We start from the raw sequence: 21,728 nt of genomic DNA, 5'->3' as shown, positions 1-21,728 counted from the left end.
GCACATGCAATTTGCCGATCTTATCGTTGCCTGGCAGAAAATCCATGGCAGACACCATCTGCCATGGCAGAACACGCAAGACCCTTATAAAGTATGGTTATCTGAAATCATGCTGCAACAAACCCAGGTCATTACAGTCATTCCGTACTATGCGCGTTTTCTGGCCACTTTTCCCACCATCCACGACCTGGCTGCAGCTTCGCAAGATGAGGTACTGGCGCTATGGGCCGGCCTGGGCTACTATGCCCGCGCCCGGAACCTGCATAAATGCGCCCAGGCCGTCGTGACCCAATGGCACGGAGAATTTCCCCGGCAGGCACAAGACATCATGAGCCTGCCCGGCATTGGAAAATCCACCGCCCATGCCATTGCCGCTTTTTGTTTTGGTGCAAAAACGCCCATCATGGATGGCAATGTCAAAAGGATTTTCACCCGTTACTACGGGATTGAAGGACAGACAAACAAACGGGAAATTGAAAACCGCTTATGGGAACAGGCCGAGGAAAACATTAAACAAGCGGATAAAAACCTGGATATGTCCGCCTATACCCAAGGCCAAATGGACCTGGGCGCCACCCTGTGCACCCGCAGCAAACCCAAATGCGAGGCCTGCCCGTTGCAGTCATCCTGTTATGCCTATCGTGAAAACAGGCAGGCAGAACTGCCCACTCCCAAAGCCAAAAAAACCGTTCCGGTGCGCTCGGTCAATATGCTGGTCTTGCAGCACGAGGATCGCATCCTTATTCAGCAGCGCCCCGAACAGGGCATCTGGGGAGGGCTGTGGTCATTACCCGAATTTACTGATGAACAAGCGCTGCAAAGCCTGCAAAACGATTGGCAACAGGCGCGGCAAACCGCCCTTAAAATGGCAGCTTTCGAACACGTATTCACCCATTTCAAACTGCATATACAACCGTACTGGCTTAAATGCAGCCATCTTCCATTAAGGGAAGAAAATGGCAACCCCGGCAGGCATCAGTGGCTGCCCCTGGACCAACTGGAAACCACGGCCTTGCCAGCCCCTATCCTGAAACTGCTGCAAGGCCTGCATCAGTTTTCAGGCACTGTGGATTTACTGGGCTCATAATTTGAAATGCTCATTAACAGCCCACAGGCAAAGCCCAGGGTTACCAGGGCCGTTCCACCATAACTCATGAATGGCAGGGGCACCCCGACAATCGGCAAAATACCCATGACCATGCCCATATTCACAAAAACATAAACAAAGAACATCATGGTCAGGGCACCGGCCAGCAAACGGCCAAACTGGGTTCTTGCCTTCAGGGTAATGAAAAAGCCGCGCAACAACAGCAGGGAATACAAAATCAACAACAGTATGCCACCATACAGGCCGAATTCTTCGGCGAACACGGCAAAGATGAAGTCGGTTGTGCGTTCCGGAATGAAGTCCAGATGGGTTTGCGTACCCTGCATGTAACCCTTGCCGTAAATGCCGCCGGAACCAATCGCGATCATCCCCTGAATGGTATGAAAGCCCTTGCCCAGCGGATCGGTACTGGGATCAAGTAAGGTGCACACCCGATGTTTCTGGTACTCATGCAGCACAACCCAGTCAAAACCGGGGGCACAAAGCGTTTGCTCATAGTACAGAATCAGGACCAGTACGGTTACCCCAAAAAAAAACAGAGGGGCCAACAACTTGAACGACAACCCTGCAAAATAAATCACAAAAAAACCGGTCGCAAACACCAGCAAGGCTGTCCCCAGATCGGGCTGCTTGACAATAAGGATAAACGGCAACAGCAGCAATACGCCAGCCGCAAAAAAATCAATCACACGCAGCCTGGCCCTGTGCTTGTCAAAATACCAGGCCAGCATCATGGGAACCACCAACTTCATCATTTCAGAGGGCTGAATAACCGTCACACCCACATTCAGCCAGCGGGTTGCCCCCTTGTTGGTGATGCCAAAGAACTCCACCCCCAGCAAAAGGATTATCCCCAACAGGTAAAATGGAATGGCCATCTTCATCATTTTGGACAGGGGTATCATGGCCACCACCCACATAACGACAAAGGCCACCAGAAAATTGCGCCCCTGACCGGCAAAGCGCCAGTCGGTGCCCCCCACTGCCGAATGCATGACCGTCATGCCCAGGCCGGACAACAAAGCCAGAATCAGCAACAACGGCCAGTCTATGCAACGCAGGGAACCAAGAATCCAATTCATTACCCGGCTCATCGTGCACCTGCCTCATTATTTTGCGTATCTTCCCGGCCATTCCTGTTTATCTCGACCGGTGCCAGAATTTCAGGTGTATGTCCCGGTGCATTGTCATCCGGGTTGGCAGGAATGTCTTCCGGCAGCACCAGATCGGGCGAAACCTCTTCCTGCTGTTCCGTATCATCAAAACTGGGGATGTACTCGGGAATATTGGCCCGTTCAGGTGCCAGCCAGTAATCAAAAACCTTGCGGGCAATCGGTGCGGCCACACTGGAGCCCCAGCCACCATTCTCAACAATCAGGGCCACCGCAATCTGGGGGTTTTCAACCGGCGCAAATCCCATATATAAAGCATGGTCATGCAGGCGTTTGTTAAGCGCTTCAGCCTTGTACTTGGTACCCTTCAAACTAAAAACCTGGGCCGTACCGGTTTTACCGGCTGAGTCATAATTGGTGCCGGCAAAAATCCTTCGGGCCGTGCCTTTGGCATTCACTTCGGCCAATGCCGCCTTGACCAGATCAATGTGTTCCTGCGCCACATCCACCGTGTACTCGGGCTCAGAGACGGTTTGCTCGACCGTTTTCAGGACCGGGTTTTCTATCCAGTTAACCAGATGTGGCTTGGTATACACGCCATTGGCCGCCAATGTGGCCGTCGCCTGCGCAAGCTGGGTAATCGTCAGCGAATTATATCCCTGCCCCACCGAAACCGAAATGGTATCGCCCGGAATCCATTTTTGCTGGGCCGGATTCTTGAATGCTTTTTTCTTCCACTCGCGTGAAGGCAAAATCCCTTTTTTCTCATGCATCAAATCAATGCCGGTTTTCTTGCCAAATCCGAATTGCTCTGCAAAGTCATGCAAGGCATCTACACCAATCAGGGGACCGAGGCTAAAAAAGTACGTATCTGACGACACCACAATGGCTTTATGCATATTGGTTGGCCCATAGGCAGCCCCCCCTGCATTGCGGAACCGCTGGCCACCATACTCAAAATAACCGGGATCGGGAATTTTGGCATTGGGGTCGCGCACACCCAGCTTCAAGGCAGCCAGGGCTACAAAGGGCTTATAAGTGGAACCAATGGGGAAGGTACCGTAAATGGGCCGGTCAATCAGGGGATGGTCGGGAGAGTCTGACAAGCGACGCCAGTTTTCAACATCAATGCCATCCACAAACAAATTGGGATCATAAGAAGGTGCCGATACATAGGCCAGCACCTGCCCGTTACGCGGATCGATGGCCACCAGGGCGCCCCGCTTGGGATCTTTGGGGTCGTTATAAATGCCCTCTACCAGTTTTTGCAAACCCATATCCAGCGACAGGCGCAGATTATCGCCCGGAATGGGGTCGGTTCTTTTCAATACCCGGACCGGTTTGCCGGAAGCGGCAATTTCCACTTCCTCCCAACCTGTTTTTCCGTGCAGCCGCTCTTCGTAGCTGGCTTCAATTCCTTTTTTGCCGATAACCTCGGTACCCCGATAATTACCCTCTAGCCCTTTTTCTTCAAGCTGCTCCTGGTCCCGCTCGGAAATCCGGCCAACGTATCCAATCACGTGGGCCGCCGATTCCCCCTCAGGGTACTCCCGTACCCAGCGTGCCTTCAGGCTGACGCCCTTGAACTTGTAGGAATGGGCGGCAAAAGTGGCCGCCTCATCGTCGGTCAGGTTGCTTTTAAGCAGAACCGAGGCAAAACGGTTTGAGCTGCCCAGCCGGCGCTTGAAGCGTCTTAACTCAAGCGGGGACAAGTGAATGATCTGCTCAAGCTGTTCGAGCATTTTAGAAACATCCCCAACCTGCCCGCGCACCATTTCAAGCGTATAGTCTCGATGACTGCGGGCCAGGACGACACCGTTGCGGTCCACGATATCACCCCGACGAGGCGTAATAGGCACAAGCGTAATACGGTTTTTTTCGGCCCTTTCCGACAGCCCCTGGTAGCGCTCAACCTGCAAAACCCACAAGCGGTTAACCAGAATACCAAAACACAACAGTACAAACAGCACCGCCACCACTACCCGGGTAATCAGTTGCCGTCGCTGTACCAGTGCCTGCTTCCTGAATTCAAACATAGATCTTTCCTGCCATAAGGTTAAATGGTTGCATCATCGTCTTCCACCGGACGCAATGGCAGTTTCAGGATAAGATCGGCAGCCAGCCACAACACCCCTGTAATCACACCGGACCAAATCCAGAGCCAACCGGGCCAGACACCGGCAAACCACGCCTGCATCAGGCGACTGGGAATAGGCGCGAGAACAAAAATCGGAAACATGTGAATAAGCTGGCTAATGACCCCGAACCGCATCATTCGTTTACGAATCCTCAAGGTACCGTAAATGATCAACACATAAGTCAGGGCATGTTCACCCAGGATATTCATGTCATGGACATCCATCAGGAAGCCAAAGCAAAAGGCGGCAAGCAGACCCACTCCCCTTACTTCATGCGCACACCAGAATGCCAGGACCAGAATCAGCAAATCAGGAGAGCCCTCCCAGCTGCGCCAGGGGAGCATGGATGCCATCCAGACAAATACAATCGTGCCCCAGCCATACACGGGATTGACCATGTAAGAATAATGGGTGGATTGCAGCGGTTGCAGCGATTTCAGGTTTTTATTCGCCATGAATCAATTTTTGCCGTATTTTTTAGTGGTTGGCGCCTTGGCCAAAATATCAAGCTCATCTTTTCCCGGAACCTCATCGGTAGGCACCAGCAGAACCAGAAAGTGGCGGTAGCGTTCGGGGTGAGCCGAAGGTTCGGCAATCGCCCGTACAAACCCTTCAGCCGAATTGGCTTCAATGGAAGTCACGGTACCAATCGACAACCCTGCCGGATATATACCGCCAATACCACTGGTTGTCAGGCTGTCACCCACCCTGATATCGGCATCCATGGACAAATACCTGACTTCAAGCTTGCCCCCCTGCCCGGAACCAAACACAATGACCCGCAAGCCATTGCGCAATACCATGGCCGGAATGGAAACTTTTTCATCGGTAATCAGGGCCGCTTCCGATGTCATGGCGGTTACCCTGCGAATTTGCCCCACCACCCCGCCTTCACCAATAACCGGCATGCCGGGCTCTATCCCATGGTTACTGCCTTTGGTAAGCACCATGGTCTGGTTCAGGGGGTTGGGTGCCGTATACAGAATTTCCACGGCCACCGATGGCGTCTGGGCCGTGTTTTTAATACCCAGCAAACGGCGCAACTGAATATTTTCAGCTGCCATCTGTGCCGCATGGGCCGAAATTTGTGCCAGTTCTATGCGTTGATGCTGCAATGCCTCGCTTTCCTGCTTGGCAACGGCCACAATATTGGACCAGTCATTGAATTTGGCGACGACATCACGTGGCCACAAGGCTGCTTTCTGAAATGGATACAGGACAACTGCGGTAGCCTGCCGAATGGGATCAAGTACCCGCCAGCCGGAATCGGTAATCATCAACCCAAAACATAACAAGACAAGAAAAAACAGTCTTACCTCTGCAGCCGGCCCATGTTTGAATAAGCGGATTGATCTGTTCTGCTGCATAAAACAACCGTGGGAAGAAGAACAACAACATGGAGCGGGCCATTCCGGACAGGCATGGCCCGATGAAAAATTCAGTTGCCAGGGGATTCAGTCATTAATAAAGATGGGACCCAGTTTTTCCAGGTGCTCAAGCGCTTCACCGCACCCTTTGACGACGCAGGTAAGGGGATCATCGGCCACAACCACCGGCAGGCCGGTTTCCTCTTGAAGCAATCTGTCCAGGTCTTTCAGCAAGGCACCACCGCCTGTTAATGCAATGCCCTTTTCGGTAATATCGGCACCCAATTCAGGCGGTGTTTGCTCAAGAGCGATTTTAACCGCGGATACAATCTGGTTCAAGGTATCGGACAGGGACTCAAGAATCTCGTTGGATGAAACGGTAAAGCTGCGCGGCACACCTTCAGACAGGTTCCTGCCCTTGACTTCCATCTCACGAACCTCAGTGCCCGGAAAGGCCGAACCAATTTCTTTTTTAATCAGTTCAGCAGTGGGCTCACCAATAAGCATGCCATGATTGCGGCGAATGTAATTGATGATGGCCTCATCAAATTTATCTCCACCCACTCGAACGGAACCCTTGTAAACCATGCCACCCAGCGAAATAATGGCCACTTCGGTTGTACCACCACCGATATCCACAATCATGGAACCGCTGGCATCGGATACGTTAAGACCGGCACCCAGGGCGGCCGCCATGGGCTCTTCGATCAGGTAAACCTGGCTTGCACCGGCACCCATGGCCGCCTCGCGAATGGCGCGACGCTCTACCTGGGTGGATCCGCAAGGCACACACACGATAATACGCGGGCTTGGCGCAAACATGCTGCGGGGATGAATAATGCGGATAAACTGCTTGATCATTTGCTCGGTAACGGTGAAGTCGGCAATCACCCCGTCTTTCATGGGGCGAATGGCTTCAATATTGCCAGGCACTCGTCCCAGCATTTGCTTGGCGGCATGACCAACGGCCTGAATGATTTTACGTCCGTTGGGCCCGCCTTCGTGGCGAATCGCAACAACCGAAGGTTCATCGAGCACAATGCCTTTTCCACGTACGTAAATCAGGGTATTGGCAGTACCCAGGTCAATAGCCATATCTGTTGACAGATAACTTCTTAAAAATCCGAACATTTTTCGCGCAGGTAAAAATTTTTAGGGGAGATAAAAGCGCAGCGACAAGCCCAGCGCACATAACGATTAAGATAACTTATAATAATAACTGAAAATTGCTGCCAACTAACGGATTTAGTGCGCCAACACATTGTTTTCTTTGTAACCTGGTGCTGTTTTCTTTACTGAAATCCACAGTTTTTTACTTTATTTTTTGTATATCCCTTTTTTCTTTTTATTTTTTATATCGCAAGAATTATATGTCACTCTCCCTAGAAGATGTAACGCGTATTTCGCGCCTGGCACGACTGGAACTGACTCCTGAAAAAAAAGAGCAGACCCTGAACGAACTGAATAATATTCTGGGACTTATCGAAAAGCTGCAATCCGTGGATACAACCGGTATCGAGCCTCTTGCCCATCCATTATCCGCACATGAAGACATAACACTCAGATTGCGTGAAGACGTTATTACCGAAACCAGCTCCGAATCCGTACGCGCCACCCTGCTGGCCAATGCCCCAGCCACCGAAAACGGCTTATTCCTGGTCCCTAAAGTTATCGAGTAATCATGAGCAATACAACTTCCCCTTACACTTTTTCCAGTATTGCCCAAATGCGCAAGGCACTGGACAGCAAGCAGGTTAGCGCAACCGAACTTGCACAGGCGGCACTTGACCGTGCCCATGCCACCAAACACCTGAATATTTTTCTGGATATCAACCCCGAAGCCACGCTGGCACAAGCCAAAGAAGCCGACCAGCGCATTGCCGAAGGTAAACAACAGTTACTGACCGGCATTCCAATTGCCCACAAAGACGTTTTTGTAACCCGCCAGTGGCGCACCACGGCTGGCAGCAAAATGCTTGAAAACTATACCAGCCCCTTTGATGCCACTGTTGTCGAGCACCTGAACAACGCGGGAACTGTCAACATTGGCAAGCTCAATTGCGATGAATTCGCCATGGGCTCAGGCAATGAAAACTCGGCCTTCGGCCCCTGTCTTAACCCCTGGGATACCAACGCGGTTCCGGGTGGTTCATCGGGTGGCTCAGCCGCCGCGGTGGCCGCCGGTATTGTACTGGCAACCACCGGCACCGATACCGGCGGCTCGGTTCGCCAGCCATCAGCCATGTGCGGCGTCAGCGGTATCAAGCCCACTTATGGCACGGTATCCCGTTTTGGCATGATCGCTTACGGCTCCAGCCTTGATCAGGCCGGTCCGATTGCCGGCAGCGCCCAGGACCTGGTTGAGCTGCTTGATGTCATCAGCGCTTTCGACGAGCGCGACTCCACCAGCATTGAAACCTGCGATGGAACCCCCAACCGCCAGGGAAGGGTCAAGCAGGCCTACCTCGACACCCTGGCCAGCCAGAACGCTCAAGGAAGCCTTCCTCTGAAAGGCTTGCGCATTGGCGTACCCAAAGAGTTTTTTGGCCCGGGCCTGTCTGCCGATGTCGCCAGTGCCATTGAAGCCGCCCTGCAGCAATACGAAGCCCTGGGTGCCGAACGGGTTGAAATTTCCCTGCCTCGCACCGAGCTGTCCATCCCTGCTTACTACGTACTTGCACCGGCCGAGGCCTCCAGCAACCTGTCCCGTTACGATGGCGTGCGCTACGGCTACCGCGCCAAAGAATACAAGGGCCTTGAAGACATGACCAGCCGCTCTCGCTCAGAGGCCTTTGGCCCCGAAGTGCAGCGTCGCATCATGATCGGCACTTATGTTCTGTCACAAGGCTACTACGATGCCTACTACCTGCAGGCGCAACGGATCCGCCGCCTTATTGCCAACGACTTCCAGGCCGCCTTTGCCACGCAATGCGATGTCATCATGGGTCCCGTCAGCCCCAACGTGGCCAAAAACATTGGTGAAAACCGCGATGACCTGACCGCCGACTGGCTGGCCGACATTTTTACCCTGGGGATCAGCATGGCAGGCTTGCCGGCCATGTCCATTCCTTGCGGATTTGGCGGTGCCAATGGCAACCGTCCCATAGGGCTGCAAATTATCGGCAACTACTTCAATGAAGGTCAAATCCTTGCCATTGCAGATCGCTTCCAGCAACACACTGACTGGCATACACGTAAACCGGAAATCAAATAATGAATTGGGAAATTGTCATTGGTCTGGAAACGCATGTACAGCTTTCCACAAAATCCAAAATCTTTTCAGGCAGCAGCACCGCTTTTGGTGCCGCTCCCAACACGCAAGCCAATGTGGTTGACATGGCCCTGCCCGGCAGCCTGCCGGTCATGAACAAATCGGCCGTCGAAAAGGCCATCCGTTTTGGCCTGGCCATTGGTGCCGAAGTCGCACCGCGCTCGGTGTTTGCCCGTAAAAACTACTTCTACCCCGACTTGCCCAAAAACTATCAAATCAGCCAGTACGAACTGCCTGTGGTGGTGGGCGGAAAAATTTCCTACTTTGTCGGAAAAGAAGAAAAAACCCTTAACCTGACCCGGGCCCACCTTGAAGAAGATGCCGGTAAATCCCTGCACGATGACTTCATTGGTCCGCTGGGTGAACTGTCTACCGGGATTGACTTAAACCGCACCGGCACGCCCTTGCTGGAAATCGTGACCGAACCTGAACTGCGTTCGGCCGCCGAAGCTGTCGCCTATGCAAAAACCCTGCATGGCCTGGTAGTCTGGCTGGGTATTTGCGATGGCAACCTGCAAGAAGGTTCGTTCCGCATCGACGCCAACGTTTCCGTGCGTCCCGTTGGCCAAAAAGAATTCGGTACCCGTGCCGAAATCAAGAACGTCAACTCTTTCCGCTTCCTTGAGCGCGCCATCCTGTACGAGGCCCGCCGCCAGATTGAACTGATCGAGGACGGTGGCACCGTGATCCAGGAAACCCGCCTGTACGATGACGCAAAAGATGAAACCCGCAGCATGCGTACCAAGGAAGATGCCCACGACTACCGCTACTTCCCCGATCCCGACCTGCCACCACTGGTCATTTCACAGGAATGGAAAGACCGTGTGCAGGCCAGCATGCCCGAACTGCCCGCTGCCCGCCGCGAACGCTACTGCAGCGATCTGGGCCTGCCCGCCTATGATGCTGCACAGTTAACCGTTTCCCGCGCCATCTCTGACTACTTTGAAGACACCATCAAGGCACTGCCCGAAGGCCATGCCAAACTGGCTTCCAACTGGATCATGAGTGAACTGTCGGGCGCGCTTAACCGTGATGAGCTGGACATTGAAAACAGCCCCGTCAGCCCCGAACAACTGGCCAAAATGCTGCTTCGCATTATTGACAACACCATTTCCAACAAAATCGCGCGTGATGTATTTGCCGATATGTGGGCCGGTGAACACAATCGCGATGCCGATGCCATTATCGAGGCCAAAGGCCTGAAACAAATCAGCGACAGCGGCGCCATTGCCACCATGATTGACGAAGTGCTGGCAGCCAACCCTGAAACCATTGAGGAATACAGGGCCGGCAAACAAAAAGCCTTCAACTCTTTAGTGGGTAAAGTCATGAAAGCGGCCAAAGGTAAGGCCAACCCAACCCAGGTGAATGAAATCCTTAAGGAAAAACTGGGTTAAGTTTTTATAGCCATATCCCGCCAAAAACAGCCGTTCATTGTATTAATGAACGGCTGTTTTTTTATCGGCCTGCGGTGAAACCACCCTGTGACAGCGAGAAAAAACACTTAGCTCAAGACGGCAAATAATAATCGTACGCTGCATCCAGCAGCATTCTTACCGTATATTCGGCAAAACTCCTGCGTACCAATACATGCCAGCCACTTGGCACTGGCCTGACGGCAATATCCGCCTTGAAAAAATGCGACTGGGCACACTGCCCCTTGCCAAACACGCTGGCATCAAAATCCAGCGGACAGCCTTTGTTAAGCACATCTGTGGCCATGCTGCCACTTAAATGCAGCAAGGTGTAGCCACTGCTGACATCAAGCACCCGGGCAAACGAACCCGTCAACAAAGCCTGGATTTCATCAACCGGTGCCGGCATATCAACTGGCGCGACTGACTGGGCCAGCCACTCATCGGGCCCCAGCCACCAGATCACATATCGGTCATTATCCACAACCGTATTGGGCTGCACGGGAAATTGAAGATTAAATGAATTACCCAAAACCCGGACAACATTGGCATCTGCAAGGTCAGCCCGGACATTCAGTAACTCACGAAACGGCAATTCCCTTAAAAGAAACTTATCAGGTGCCTTGCCGGCAGCCTCTTCCAGCAAACCCGGCACATTAATCAATGGTGATTGCATATTCACATCAAGCTGCATGCTGACGGCTCCCTTCTTCATCAAAAAAGACCGGACTGCAAACCTGTGCCTTTATAAAACCGGTTTGCGCCGACCACACAACAACAGTTGACCCCATCAGACTGAAGCCATCCCGGACAACCCCCAGGGCGATTGAGCGGTCCAGGACCGGGCTGTAATAACTGGAAGTCACGTGCCCCAGCATGGGAGCCGGGCGCTGTTCGGTTTCTTCCAGCAAGACTTGCGCGCCTTCGGGCAAAACCTGCTGTGGATCTTCTGCCTTCAGCCCCACAAACTGTTTACGCCCGCTGCCAGCGGTATGACTTCGGCTTAAGGAGCGTTTACCAATGAAGTCCTTGGTTTTGGCCACCAGGCCGTCCATGCCCAGATCGGCAGGCGTCATGGAGCCGTCGGTATCCTGGCCCACAATAATGAAACCCTTTTCAGCCCGCAGGACATGCATGGCTTCAGTACCATAAGGGGTAATCTCAAACTCCTGGCCGGCCTGGATCAGGGTATCCCAAACCGCCCTGCCATAATTGGAAGGCACATTCACTTCATAACAAAGTTCACCTGAAAAACTGATCCGCATGATACGAACCGGAACGTTCATAATGCTGCCTTCACGGAAACTCATGAACGGAAATTGCCCGGCCGCAAAATCAATGTCGCAGCACACTTTTTGCAGTACTTTACGGGCATTGGGCCCGGCCACGGCAAAGGTGGAATAATGATCGGTAAGCGAAGCCAGATGCACCTTCAGCTCGGGCCATTCAGTTTGCAACCATTTTTCCATCCACTGCATCACCCGGGACGCGCCACCAGTGGTCGTGCTCAGCAAATAATGATTCTCGCCCAGACGGATGTTCACCCCATCATCAAAAACCATGCCGTTTTCATCAAGCATCAGCCCATAACGGCATTTGCCTATGCCCAGCTTATTCCAGGCATTGGTATACATACGGTTAAGGAATTCGGCGGCATCCGGGCCCTGGACATCAATCTTGCCCAGGGTGGAGGCATCCAGAATACCCACACCATGACGAACGGCCAGGCATTCACGCCTGACTGCGGCCTGCATGTCTTCATTGCCAGGCGCGTAGTACAGAGGCCGCTTCCAGTTACCCACGTCCTCGAAGACCGCGCCATGCGCCTCATGCCAGGCATGAATGCAAGTAGTCCGGACCGGCTCAAAAAAATCACCCAGTTCACGCCCGGCCATGGCACCAAACGTAACCGGTGTGTAGTTGGGCCTAAAAGTCGTGGTGCCGGTTTGCGCAATGGTTTGTTGCAGGGCTTCGGCCAGAATAGCCATGCCATTGATATTGCCCAGTTTGCCCTGGTCGGTGCCAAATCCCAATGCCGTATAGCGTTTGACGTGCTCCACCGACTGATAGCCCTCCCGCGCCGCCAGATAAATGTCAGCCGCAGACACATCATTCTGGAAATCGACAAACTGCTTTTCACCCTGGCCTATTTGCGCACGCTCACCAATCAGCCATAAAGGCAAAATGGCGTTTTCCCGGTATTCATCAAGCGCCCAGGCCACAGGCTGCACAGCCGGCAAACCCAACTTGGCAAGGCAATCATTGGCTGCCTGCTGGCCACCGGCCAACGCCTCAGCCAGCAGGAAGTCGCCATTGGCGGCTCCCACGCTGACTTGCTTCTGCACGGCATCACCAGGTACAAAGCAGGCTTTTTCATCGGACCAGGTGGCTTTCCCACCAGACTGGGCAAACAAATGCACAACCGGATTCCAGCCACCGGACACCCCCAGCAGATCGCAGCACAAGGTGGCCACGACCTCACCCAGATGACCTTTCCGGTAAGCAGCCACACTGACTTTTTCAATGTGATGGTCAAACTGTTCGCTAAAGGCCTCCAGGACCACCGACTCAAAAAGAATGGAAATACCCATGGCATGGGCCCGTTGTGGCAAGGTGCCCCCCGACACGGGCCGCGCATCAATCACCGTAACGGCAGCACCATGCTGTTTAAGGGCAATGGCCGCCCGGTATCCTTCATCATTGTTGGTGAAAATCAGGGCCGACTTGCCCGGCAAAATCGCATAGCGGTTGACGTAGCTGACAATGGCCCCCGAAAGCATAATGCCCGGCAAATCATTATTGGCAAAAACCAGGGGCCGTTCGTGAGCCCCTGTCGCCAGAATAACCTGACGGGCCCTGATTTTCAGGATGCGTTCACGCGTTCCCTTGCGTTCAGCCAAAGGCAAGTGATCGGTCAAGCGCTGGCAGGCGGTCAGCAGATTATGATCCTGGTAGCCAAAAGCGGTGGTACGCAAAAAAACCTTCACATTGGGCATGTCGGCCAAATCCTGCATGATGCCATCGACCCATTGCGCGGCCTTCATACCATCAATGTTTTCATCGCCAGACAATAAAGAGCCACCCGCCTGTGCCTGTTCATCGAGCAGGATGACCCGTGCACCACCCTTGCCAGCGGCCAGGGCTGCGGCAAGCCCTGCTGGCCCCGCCCCCACCACCAGAATATCGGCATGCATGAACTGCTTATCATAGCGATCGGCATCACGAGCCTTGGGTGCCACACCCAAACCCGCGGCATCACGGATTTTTTCTTCGAAACGGGGCCAGTATTTTTTGGGCCACATGAAGGTTTTATAGTAAAAACCCGCCGGCAGAAAACGGGAGAATTTTTGCACAACCGCCATTTTGTCCTGCGCCAGACTGGGGCTGACATTCACGCTGGCAGCTTGCAGGTCGTCATATAACGGGATCTCGGTAGCCTTGGCATTGGGCACGGTATAGGCACCGGTTTCAAGCTGAACAATCGCATTGGGCTCTTCAACTCCGGCTGTCATAATGCCGCGCGGCCGGTGGTATTTCCAGCTGCGTGCCACAAAATGCACGCCGTTGGCCAACAGGGCAGAAGCCAGGGTGTCACCCTCGTAACCGTAATAACTTTTTCCATTAAACTGAAAACGGATCTTAAGGTGCCGGTCGATCCGGCCACCTTCCTTAAGCCTGAACGATTGACTCATGCTGCGCCTCCTTCCCGGACCGACTCGGCCACTTCCTGAAAAGCGTAGCTGACCGTATCCCGATACACGGTAAACCAGCGTCGGCAGCCATGTATATGCTGCCACTGCTCGTGCTGCAGACCACGTTTATTTTGACGCATGAAAAGATAGTCGCCCCATGCTTCATCGCTTAACGATTCGGGGTTGACCGGCCGGACAATACCTGCCTCACCACCGGCTGCAAATTCGGATTCGGCCCTTTCTCCACACCACGGGCATTTTATCAACAGCATATCTTCTTCCTTCAGATTTGAACTAGTGGGCCACACCGGCAGCCCCGTGCTCATCAATCAAATGGCCAGTATAAAAACGGTCAATGGAAAACGCCGCGTTCAAAGAATGCGGCGTATCGTTGGCCACGGTATGGGCAAATACCCAGCCCGAGCCCGGTGTCGCCTTGAAGCCACCGGTTCCCCAGCCACAGTTGAAATAAAGTCCCTTGACCGCGGTTTTTGAAATAATCGGGCAAGCGTCGGGCGTGACATCCACAATGCCGCCCCACTGCCGGTTCATGCGCACGCGGCTAAGCACCGGAAACATTTCAACAATCGCCTGCAGCGTACCTTCTATAGTGTGAAAGCTGCCACGTTGTCCATAGCCGGTGTATTGGTCGATGCCGGCACCAATCACCAGGTCGCCCTTGTCGGACTGGCTGATATAGGCATGCACGGCATTGGACATGATGACCGTATTGATAATCGGTTTGATGGATTCAGACACCAGGGCCTGCAGGGGATGGCTTTCGATAGGCAGGCGAATGCCGGCCATCTCGGCCAGCACGCTGGAATTGCCCGCCACGACCACCGCCACTTTTTTGGCCTTGATGAATCCCTTGACCGTATCCACACCGCTTACCGCACCATTTTCACGGCGAATACCGGTTACTCCGCAATTCTGGATGATATCCACCCCGCGGTGATCGGCCGCCCGGGCAAATCCCCAGGCAACGGCATCATGACGGGCTACTCCGCCACGTGGCTGAAAGGAGGCACCCAGTACCGGATAACGGCTGTTAAGATTGATAAGGGGAACCAGCTCCTGTACCTGATGGGGGGTCAGGAACTGGGCATCGATATTGTTAAGTTGATTGGCATTGACCCGACGCTGCGTATCACGGACTTCCTGCAAGGTATGGGCCAGATTCAGCACCCCACGCTGGCTGAACATGACGTTATAGTTCAGGTCCTGGGACAGGTCTTCCCACAGCGACATGGATTTTTCATACAGCAGCGCGGCTTCATCCCATAAATAATTGGAACGCACAATCGTGGTGTTGCGGGCCGTATTGCCACCACCCAACCAGCCTTTTTCCAGCACCGCCACATTGCGTATGCCATGCTCTTTAGCCAGGTAGTATGCCGTTGCCAGGCCATGACCGCCCCCACCCACAATCACGACATCGTATTCTTTTTTAGGTTCGGGACTGCGCCAGGCGCGCTCCCAGTTCCGGTGATAACTTAGTCCATTGCGGACCAGACTGAAAATAGAATATTTCTGACTCATACTTCCTCTTGCAACGGATGGGGTAATAAAGGTTTCTGTAGGTTTTCATTCCCACGCGGGAGCATGGGAATGCGTTAATGCCCTGGACTCCTTGCTCCCACGCAGGAGCATGCGAACGAACAAACGAAACAGCCCACAGCGATTAGTTCACGCCATATTTCGCACGATAGGCCACCACTGCATCTTTATGTTCGGCAAACGCCGGATCCTCATTAAGCAATTGCATGATATCGTTCAAAGAGGCAATGCTGACAACCGGAATGCCATACGTTTGCGACACATCCTGAACCGCTGAATGGGCGGACAGCGCATCATCGGGACCGGCCCTTTCCATCCGGTCAAGCGCAATCAGTACGGCAGCAGGCGTGGCGCCAGCCTTACGGATAATGTCCACCGATTCACGCACCGACGTACCTGCGGTAATCACGTCATCGATAATAACCACTTTGCCCTGCAGAGGCGCACCCACCAATACACCGCCCTCGCCATGATCTTTTGCTTCTTTGCGGTTAAAGGCAAATGGCACATCACGACCCTTCAGGGCAGGATGATTAGCCAAGGCAATAGAAGTAGCCGTCGCCAGTGAAATACCCTTGTAAGCAGGGCCAAACAACATATCGAACTCTACCCCGGAATCAACCAGTGCCTGGGCATAAAACTGAGCCAGTTCACCCACCGATTTTCCAGAGTCAAACAGGCCGGCATTAAAAAAATAAGGACTGAGCCGACCAGATTTGACTTTAAACTGGCCAAACTTCAAAACACCCTGACCCAATGAAAAACGAACAAAATCAAGACGATTCCGAGATGACATAATTAACCTTGCACAAAAACTGATGAATAAAATAATTCTGTCATCTTAGCAATATTCATACCAGTCCTCCACTTTTATTTGTCCATTTTTTCCGAAAAGAAAATTACCGGTCTGATTAGCTCTGCCAAATTACCCCATCAAGTCCGGGTAATGCTTATGACCCAGGCAAGAAACCCCGATTTATTGATGATGTTTTCAGCGCTTAAATGGCACTATTCCATTTGCGGAACAGTGCATTCAGGTTAACCCGATTTATTTCCCTCAAAATCCTGATTAGAATATCCTGGCTCCATGAAAACGGTTTTTTACATACAGCCAAACACTGATTTGCCCAATATCATTCAGGCGCTGCAAGAACCCGCAAAAAAAACCGGCTGGCTATTGTTTTTTACAAGGAACTCATATGAAAATGCCCACTTATTTTATTTCGCACGGCGGCGGCCCCTGGCCTTATATCCGGGAATGGGATGAACAATACAAAGCATTGCGGGAGTCTCTTGAACAACTGCCTGCCCAGCTGCCGGAAAAGCCCAAAGCCATTGTCATGGTTTCAGCACACTGGATTGGCAATGAAATCCTGATCATGGGCAGTGAAAAGCCGAGTATGCTTTACGATTATTACGGCTTCCCCGAACATACTTATCATGTTCACTACAACGCCCCCGGCCACCCGGCTTTAGCCGCCCAAATACAAAACATGTTGACTGAAGCCGGCTTTGAAACCCGCATTGACCTGGATCGCGGTTTTGACCATGGTGCTTTTGTGCCTTTGGCTGTTTCATTTCCCGACGCCGACATTCCGGTGGTGCAGGTCTCTATTAACCGTCATTATGACCCGGCCTATCATATTCGCATGGGTCAGGCACTGGCCACCTTGCGCGATGAAGGGGTACTGATTATTGGCAGCGGCCTAAGCTACCATAACTTGCGCCTGTTGGGCCCGGCCGGTTCAGTCCCTTCGGCAAAGTTTGATCAGTGGTTACAGGATGCCATTTTGGGAAAAACCCAGGAAGCCCGCAGCCATGCCCTGGAGCAATGGGAACAAGCCCCTGCTGCCCGCCTGGCCCATGCGCAGGAAGACCATCTGATTCCCTTAATGGTGGCAGTTGGTTCGGCCGGTGATGATGCGGCCACCTGTGTGTATCATGAAACAACTGCGTTTGGTGGTATTACCGCGACAAGTTTCAAGTTTGGCTAATTCCTTAAAACCAGACTCATCACCAAAAAGCCAAAGCATCATGTATCCTTGATGCTTTGGCTTTTTCATCTTTTTACAGTCCCATTTCATGACTTCTGCTCGTCAGGGCCTTGTTTCTGCCCATATCGCCGCTTTTCTGTTTGGTCTTACCGGTGTGCTTGGCGCCCTGATACACAGTACGCCCGCCATCATTACCTTTGGCCGGGCTTTTTTTGCCGTGCTGGCCTTGGCTATTGCCTCGTTTTTACTGCGCAGTCCGATTACAAAAAACATCAACCGCCATACACTTAAAATTCTATTTTTCTCTGGCCTTTCCCTGGCCATTCACTGGTTCACCTTTTTCATTGCCATCAAAACGGCCGGCGTTGCCATTGCCACCCTGGGTTTTGCCAGCTTTCCCGCATTCATCACCCTGCTGGAACGTCTCTTGCTGAAAGAACAAATCGGCAAAAGAGAATGGTTTTTACTGGCTCTGGTGTTAATCGGCCTGATTCTGGTCACACCTGCCCCATCGACAGACCCGGGCAATACGTCTGCCAGCGGCTTGATCTGGGGCATTATTTCCGGTTTTGCATTTGCCATACTGGCTGTCATGAACCGCAAAAATGCCGTTAACCTTAACCCGGTGCAACTGGCCTTCTGGCAGAATCTGGTGGTTGCCGCCTTGACCCTGCCCTTTATTTTCACCCATATCCACCTGTTGGCACCACGGGATTATTTTTGGATAGCAGTGCTTGGCGTTATGTGTACAGCCTTGTCCCATTACCTGTTCGTTTTCAGCCTGCGCTCCCTGACCGCCCGCACCGCAGGGTTAATCATAGCCCTTGAACCAGTGTATGCCATTGCGGTTGCCTGGATACTGTTTGCCGAAGCCCCCTCAGAGCGCATGATTCTGGGGGGGATACTCATAATAACAGCGGCCGTGTTCCCGAAGAAAGCATAGCTCACATAAAAAAAACGAATGTTTATATAAATTATGCATATTTAAATTTATTGACTGAAAACATTAAGATGAACCTTTTCCAATGAATTGTTTCATTTTCAAATATCAACAATTATGATTTTCAGCGATACAACCAGCACAACAATACAAACATAAAAGAGAACAACATGACACAACCTTTAAATACCGTCGTTATTAATGGTAGCCTGCATCGCCCATCCCGTACTGGCATACTACTGAATGAAATTGAAAAACAAATATCAAAGCGGGTATCACTTGAAACCGAATTCATCGATCTGGTCGATCTGGTTCCCTATATTGGAACAGCACTTTGCACCGATCATCTGAACGATTATGCCAAACAGACGTTAACCCGCATTGAACAGGCCGATTTTCTGATTGTAGGAACCCCTGTATTCAAGGGCTCCATTCCCGGCCTGTGCAAACATTTGTTTGACCTGGTTGATATGAATGCCATCGCGGGCAAACCTGTTTTGCTGGCTGCTACCGGTGGCAGTACCCGGCATGCGCTGATGATTGACCATCAGCTACGCACCCTGTTCGGTTTCTTCCATGCGCTTAGCCTGCCGGCCGGTGTATACGCCACACAGGAAGACATTCAGGATGGCCTGATTTCAAGCACAGCCCTGAAACAGCGCCTTGACCTGGTCGCTAATCTGGCCACCCCTGTTCTGCAAGGCATCGCACTACAAAAACAGCATAATGCCGAAGAACTGATCCCTGCATAACAATTTTCCAAAAGAGCGAATACTATCCCTGAATCAGCGTATGCGATTGTGCTTACCTGAATACTGTTTGCCCCCCTCTCAGCGCATGATACTGGGTGGGGCCCTTATAATAACGGCAGCCGTGTTCCCTAAAAACACAGATTCAAAACACTGATTCACAAAGGAATTCATTTTGTTACGCGTTACCTCCATCAATGTCAATGGCATTCGTTCCGCCGCCAAAAAAGGACTTATTCCCTGGCTGGAAAAGCATAATGCCGATATTGTCTGCCTGCAGGAAATCAAGGTCAGTGACCCGGACCTGGTTGACGAACTGCGCAACCCGCTTGATTACCGCGGTTTTTTTTGTCATGCAGAAAAAAAAGGGTATAGCGGGGTAGGCATTTACACCCGCCAGGATGTACCGGTGGCAACCGGTATGGGCTGTGACGAATTTGATGCAGAAGGCCGTCTGATCCGTGCCCGTTGGGATGACCTGACCGTGGTCAGCGCCTACCTTCCCTCAGGCTCCAGCAGCGAAGAACGGCAAGCGGCCAAATTCCGTTTCCTGGATAAATTCGGTCCCTGGATTGACGCCATGATGGAAGACCATGTCAAAACCGGTCACAACTACATCATTTGCGGTGACTGGAATATCGCACACAAGGAAATTGACCTGAAAAATTGGAAAGGCAACCTGAAGAACTCGGGTTTTACACCGGAAGAGCGGGCCTGGATTTCAGAAGTCTTTGACCGTCGGGGTTTTGTGGATGTATTCAGAAAACTGAACCCCGAACCCGACCAATACACTTGGTGGAGCAACCGTGGCCAGGCCTGGGCCAAAAACGTGGGGTGGCGGATTGATTACCAAATTGCAACCCCGGGCATTGCCGAAAAAGCCGTGGCCACCTCTATTTATAAAGATGAGCGCTTCTCGGACCACGCCCCCCTGACGATTGATTACGATGTGACGCTATAACCCATCCAGGCCCCCGGTGCTTTCACTGGCCGGCCGGATTTTCTGGCCAGTGAAGGCTGCCCAGCCCCAACATGACAGGCAAAAAATACATTGCCAATACGCTAACGGGATGCCACTGGCAAGTCGGCTTCGTCAGTTTCGGGCCCGACTTCATCAGCCTGTTGCGGCTGATCCAGCCGGCTCAGCTCTTTGCGTCGGTACCACAACAGCAGCAAACCGGGCAAGGCAATAAACACCGTAAACACAAAGAATCCGGGCCAGCCAAACGCTTCCACCAGCGGTGGCGTCAGCGGCCCGGCCAAAAACACCCGCCCCACCGAAGACAGGGCCGAGAGCAAGGCAAACTGGGTGGCCGTAAATTGCTGGTGACACAAGGCCATTAACAGGGCAACAAAAGCCGCCGTTCCCAGGCCGCCACACAGGTTTTCCAGACCAACGGCCAGTGCCATCACGGGAATACTTTGCGGTGTAATGGCCACTACCCAATACGCCAGGTTGGAAACCGCCTGCATGATCCCAAAAAACATCAGGGAACGGTACAAACCCAGCTTACCCATGATGGAGCCCCCAACCAAGGCACCCAAAATCGTGGCAATAACCGCCAGGATCTTGTTAACCGACCCCACCACCTCGGGTGAGAAACCGGCCCCACGAATCAGGAAAGTGGTTGAAAGGGCGCCGGCAAAGGCATCTCCCAATTTATAAAACACGATCAGGGCCAGAATCGACCAGGCTTCAGGGCGTGAAAAAAATTCCCGGAAAGGCACCGTGAAAGCATCATAAATATTGCGAGGGGGCTGTACACGTGTGGCATCAGGTTCGGGAGCCAGCCAGGTCAACACGGCGAACCCGAACATGAGCAGGCCCATGAGCAGATACATATTGGCCCACCCCAGCCAGACCGAAGCAATCACCAGCGCCAGACCGCCGGAAACAATCATCCCGATGCGATAACCCAAGGTACGGATGGCTGCCCCCGCCGCCCGTTCTTCCGGCTGGAGCACTTCGGCACTGTAAGCATCAAAGGCAATATCCTGGGTCGCCGACAAAAATGCCACCGCCGTGGCCAGCAGGGCCAATATAAACAGGTTGTCAGACGGGCTGAACAGACTCATGCACCCAATGGTAATACCCAGGGCGATTTGCGCGATTGCCATCCAGCCCCGCCGCCGCCCCATAAAAGGGGGCACAAAACGGTCGATGAACGGAGCCCACAGAAACTTGAACGTATAAGCCGCCCCCACCAGGGTCAGGAAACCGATTTCCTTGAGCGACACATTTTCAACTGTTGCCCAGGCCTGCAAGGTTCCACCGGTCAGCGCCAGTGGCAAACCACTGGCCACCCCCAATAACAGCAAAGGATAAACCCGGCGACTCAGATAGGGTTGGATATAGTTGAAAATAGGCGTGCTCCTTGATTG

The 21,728-nt window shown here is 52.6% G+C and carries 19 protein-coding genes; 8 read left to right on the top strand and 11 right to left on the bottom strand.

Going from position 1 to position 21,728, the window contains the following annotated elements; translation table 11 throughout:
• Positions 1 to 4 precede the first annotated feature (4 nt).
• On the top strand, positions 5 to 1,087 hold the full coding sequence (gene mutY / locus KU392_RS03755; protein ID WP_217734605.1) for an A/G-specific adenine glycosylase: 1,083 nt from the start codon (positions 5 to 7) through the stop codon (positions 1,085 to 1,087).
• Here the strand turns inward: mutY and rodA are convergent.
• The 5 genes from rodA to KU392_RS03730 form a co-directional block, all read right to left on the bottom strand.
• The gene (gene rodA / locus KU392_RS03750) at positions 1,051 to 2,202 is read right to left on the bottom strand and encodes a rod shape-determining protein RodA (RefSeq protein ID WP_169293546.1); all 1,152 of its coding nucleotides are present in this window, start codon (positions 2,200 to 2,202) and stop codon (positions 1,051 to 1,053) included. The two genes, mutY and rodA, sit on opposite strands and share 37 nt — an antisense overlap.
• Positions 2,199 to 4,256, bottom strand: a complete 2,058-nt coding sequence (mrdA, locus tag KU392_RS03745; RefSeq protein ID WP_169293545.1) for a penicillin-binding protein 2 — start codon at positions 4,254 to 4,256, stop codon at positions 2,199 to 2,201. The genes rodA and mrdA overlap by 4 nt, the downstream gene beginning before the upstream one ends.
• A gap of 20 nt (positions 4,257 to 4,276) precedes the next feature.
• The gene (gene mreD, locus KU392_RS03740; protein ID WP_211182248.1) at positions 4,277 to 4,813 is read right to left on the bottom strand and encodes a rod shape-determining protein MreD; all 537 of its coding nucleotides are present in this window, start codon (positions 4,811 to 4,813) and stop codon (positions 4,277 to 4,279) included.
• 3 nt (positions 4,814 to 4,816) lie between these two features.
• The gene (mreC, locus tag KU392_RS03735) at positions 4,817 to 5,725 is read right to left on the bottom strand and encodes a rod shape-determining protein MreC (protein WP_169293544.1); all 909 of its coding nucleotides are present in this window, start codon (positions 5,723 to 5,725) and stop codon (positions 4,817 to 4,819) included.
• Between the two features lie 87 nt (positions 5,726 to 5,812).
• On the bottom strand, positions 5,813 to 6,856 hold the full coding sequence (locus KU392_RS03730; RefSeq protein ID WP_169293543.1) for a rod shape-determining protein: 1,044 nt from the start codon (positions 6,854 to 6,856) through the stop codon (positions 5,813 to 5,815).
• A gap of 239 nt (positions 6,857 to 7,095) precedes the next feature.
• On the opposite strand from KU392_RS03730, the gene gatC reads away from it, so the two are divergent.
• From gatC to gatB, 3 genes are read left to right on the top strand one after another with little or no spacing between them, the layout of a single operon-like run.
• Positions 7,096 to 7,404 (top strand): Asp-tRNA(Asn)/Glu-tRNA(Gln) amidotransferase subunit GatC, encoded by a 309-nt coding sequence (gene gatC / locus KU392_RS03725; protein WP_217734604.1) that lies wholly within the window; start codon positions 7,096 to 7,098, stop codon positions 7,402 to 7,404.
• A gap of 2 nt (positions 7,405 to 7,406) precedes the next feature.
• Complete coding sequence (gene gatA, locus KU392_RS03720) at positions 7,407 to 8,939, top strand: Asp-tRNA(Asn)/Glu-tRNA(Gln) amidotransferase subunit GatA (RefSeq protein ID WP_217734603.1); 1,533 nt, start codon at positions 7,407 to 7,409, stop codon at positions 8,937 to 8,939.
• Positions 8,939 to 10,393, top strand: coding sequence for an Asp-tRNA(Asn)/Glu-tRNA(Gln) amidotransferase subunit GatB (gene gatB / locus KU392_RS03715; RefSeq protein ID WP_169293540.1), 1,455 nt, complete (start codon positions 8,939 to 8,941; stop codon positions 10,391 to 10,393). The genes gatA and gatB overlap by 1 nt, the downstream gene beginning before the upstream one ends.
• Before the next feature lie 112 nt (positions 10,394 to 10,505).
• Here the strand turns inward: gatB and KU392_RS03710 are convergent, their stop codons facing one another.
• The 5 genes from KU392_RS03710 to pyrE form a co-directional block, all read right to left on the bottom strand.
• A complete protein-coding gene (locus KU392_RS03710; RefSeq protein WP_217734602.1) occupies positions 10,506 to 11,126 on the bottom strand; it encodes a sarcosine oxidase subunit gamma in 621 nt (206 codons plus the stop codon).
• The gene (locus tag KU392_RS03705) at positions 11,095 to 14,103 is read right to left on the bottom strand and encodes a sarcosine oxidase subunit alpha family protein (protein WP_217734601.1); all 3,009 of its coding nucleotides are present in this window, start codon (positions 14,101 to 14,103) and stop codon (positions 11,095 to 11,097) included. Before KU392_RS03705 ends, KU392_RS03710 begins: the two co-directional genes overlap by 32 nt.
• Entirely contained in the window at positions 14,100 to 14,375 is a 276-nt protein-coding gene (locus tag KU392_RS03700; RefSeq protein WP_169293537.1) for a sarcosine oxidase subunit delta, read from the bottom strand. The genes KU392_RS03705 and KU392_RS03700 overlap by 4 nt, the downstream gene beginning before the upstream one ends.
• A 22-nt stretch (positions 14,376 to 14,397) precedes the next feature.
• Complete coding sequence (locus tag KU392_RS03695; RefSeq protein WP_169293536.1) at positions 14,398 to 15,645, bottom strand: sarcosine oxidase subunit beta family protein; 1,248 nt, start codon at positions 15,643 to 15,645, stop codon at positions 14,398 to 14,400.
• A 142-nt stretch (positions 15,646 to 15,787) separates the two neighbouring features.
• Entirely contained in the window at positions 15,788 to 16,459 is a 672-nt protein-coding gene (gene pyrE, locus KU392_RS03690; RefSeq protein ID WP_169293535.1) for an orotate phosphoribosyltransferase, read from the bottom strand.
• 403 nt (positions 16,460 to 16,862) lie between these two features.
• Between pyrE and KU392_RS03685 the strand changes: the two genes are divergently transcribed.
• The 4 genes from KU392_RS03685 (at position 16,863) to KU392_RS03670 (ending at position 20,307) form a co-directional block, all read left to right on the top strand.
• A complete protein-coding gene (locus KU392_RS03685; protein WP_217734600.1) occupies positions 16,863 to 17,657 on the top strand; it encodes a DODA-type extradiol aromatic ring-opening family dioxygenase in 795 nt (264 codons plus the stop codon).
• A gap of 88 nt (positions 17,658 to 17,745) precedes the next feature.
• Entirely contained in the window at positions 17,746 to 18,600 is an 855-nt protein-coding gene (locus KU392_RS03680) for a DMT family transporter (protein WP_217734599.1), read from the top strand.
• A 167-nt stretch (positions 18,601 to 18,767) separates the two neighbouring features.
• Positions 18,768 to 19,349 carry an FMN reductase gene (gene msuE, locus KU392_RS03675; protein WP_217734598.1) on the top strand — a complete coding sequence of 194 codons (582 nt, stop codon included), beginning with the start codon at positions 18,768 to 18,770 and terminating at the stop codon, positions 19,347 to 19,349.
• A gap of 172 nt (positions 19,350 to 19,521) precedes the next feature.
• Positions 19,522 to 20,307: an exodeoxyribonuclease III gene (locus tag KU392_RS03670; RefSeq protein WP_217734597.1), complete on the top strand. Its 786-nt coding sequence runs from the start codon at positions 19,522 to 19,524 to the stop codon at positions 20,305 to 20,307.
• 101 nt (positions 20,308 to 20,408) lie between these two features.
• Here KU392_RS03670 and KU392_RS03665 read toward each other — a convergent pair whose 3' ends face one another.
• Entirely contained in the window at positions 20,409 to 21,710 is a 1,302-nt protein-coding gene (locus tag KU392_RS03665) for an AmpG family muropeptide MFS transporter (RefSeq protein WP_217734678.1), read from the bottom strand.
• Between the last annotated feature and the right edge of the window lie 18 nt (positions 21,711 to 21,728).

The organism is Advenella alkanexedens (assembly GCF_019132845.1).
GTDB lineage: Bacteria > Pseudomonadota > Gammaproteobacteria > Burkholderiales > Burkholderiaceae_B > Advenella > Advenella alkanexedens.
Note: the sequence above shows the minus strand (reverse complement) of the source record. Positions and strands in the feature narration are given on the sequence as shown.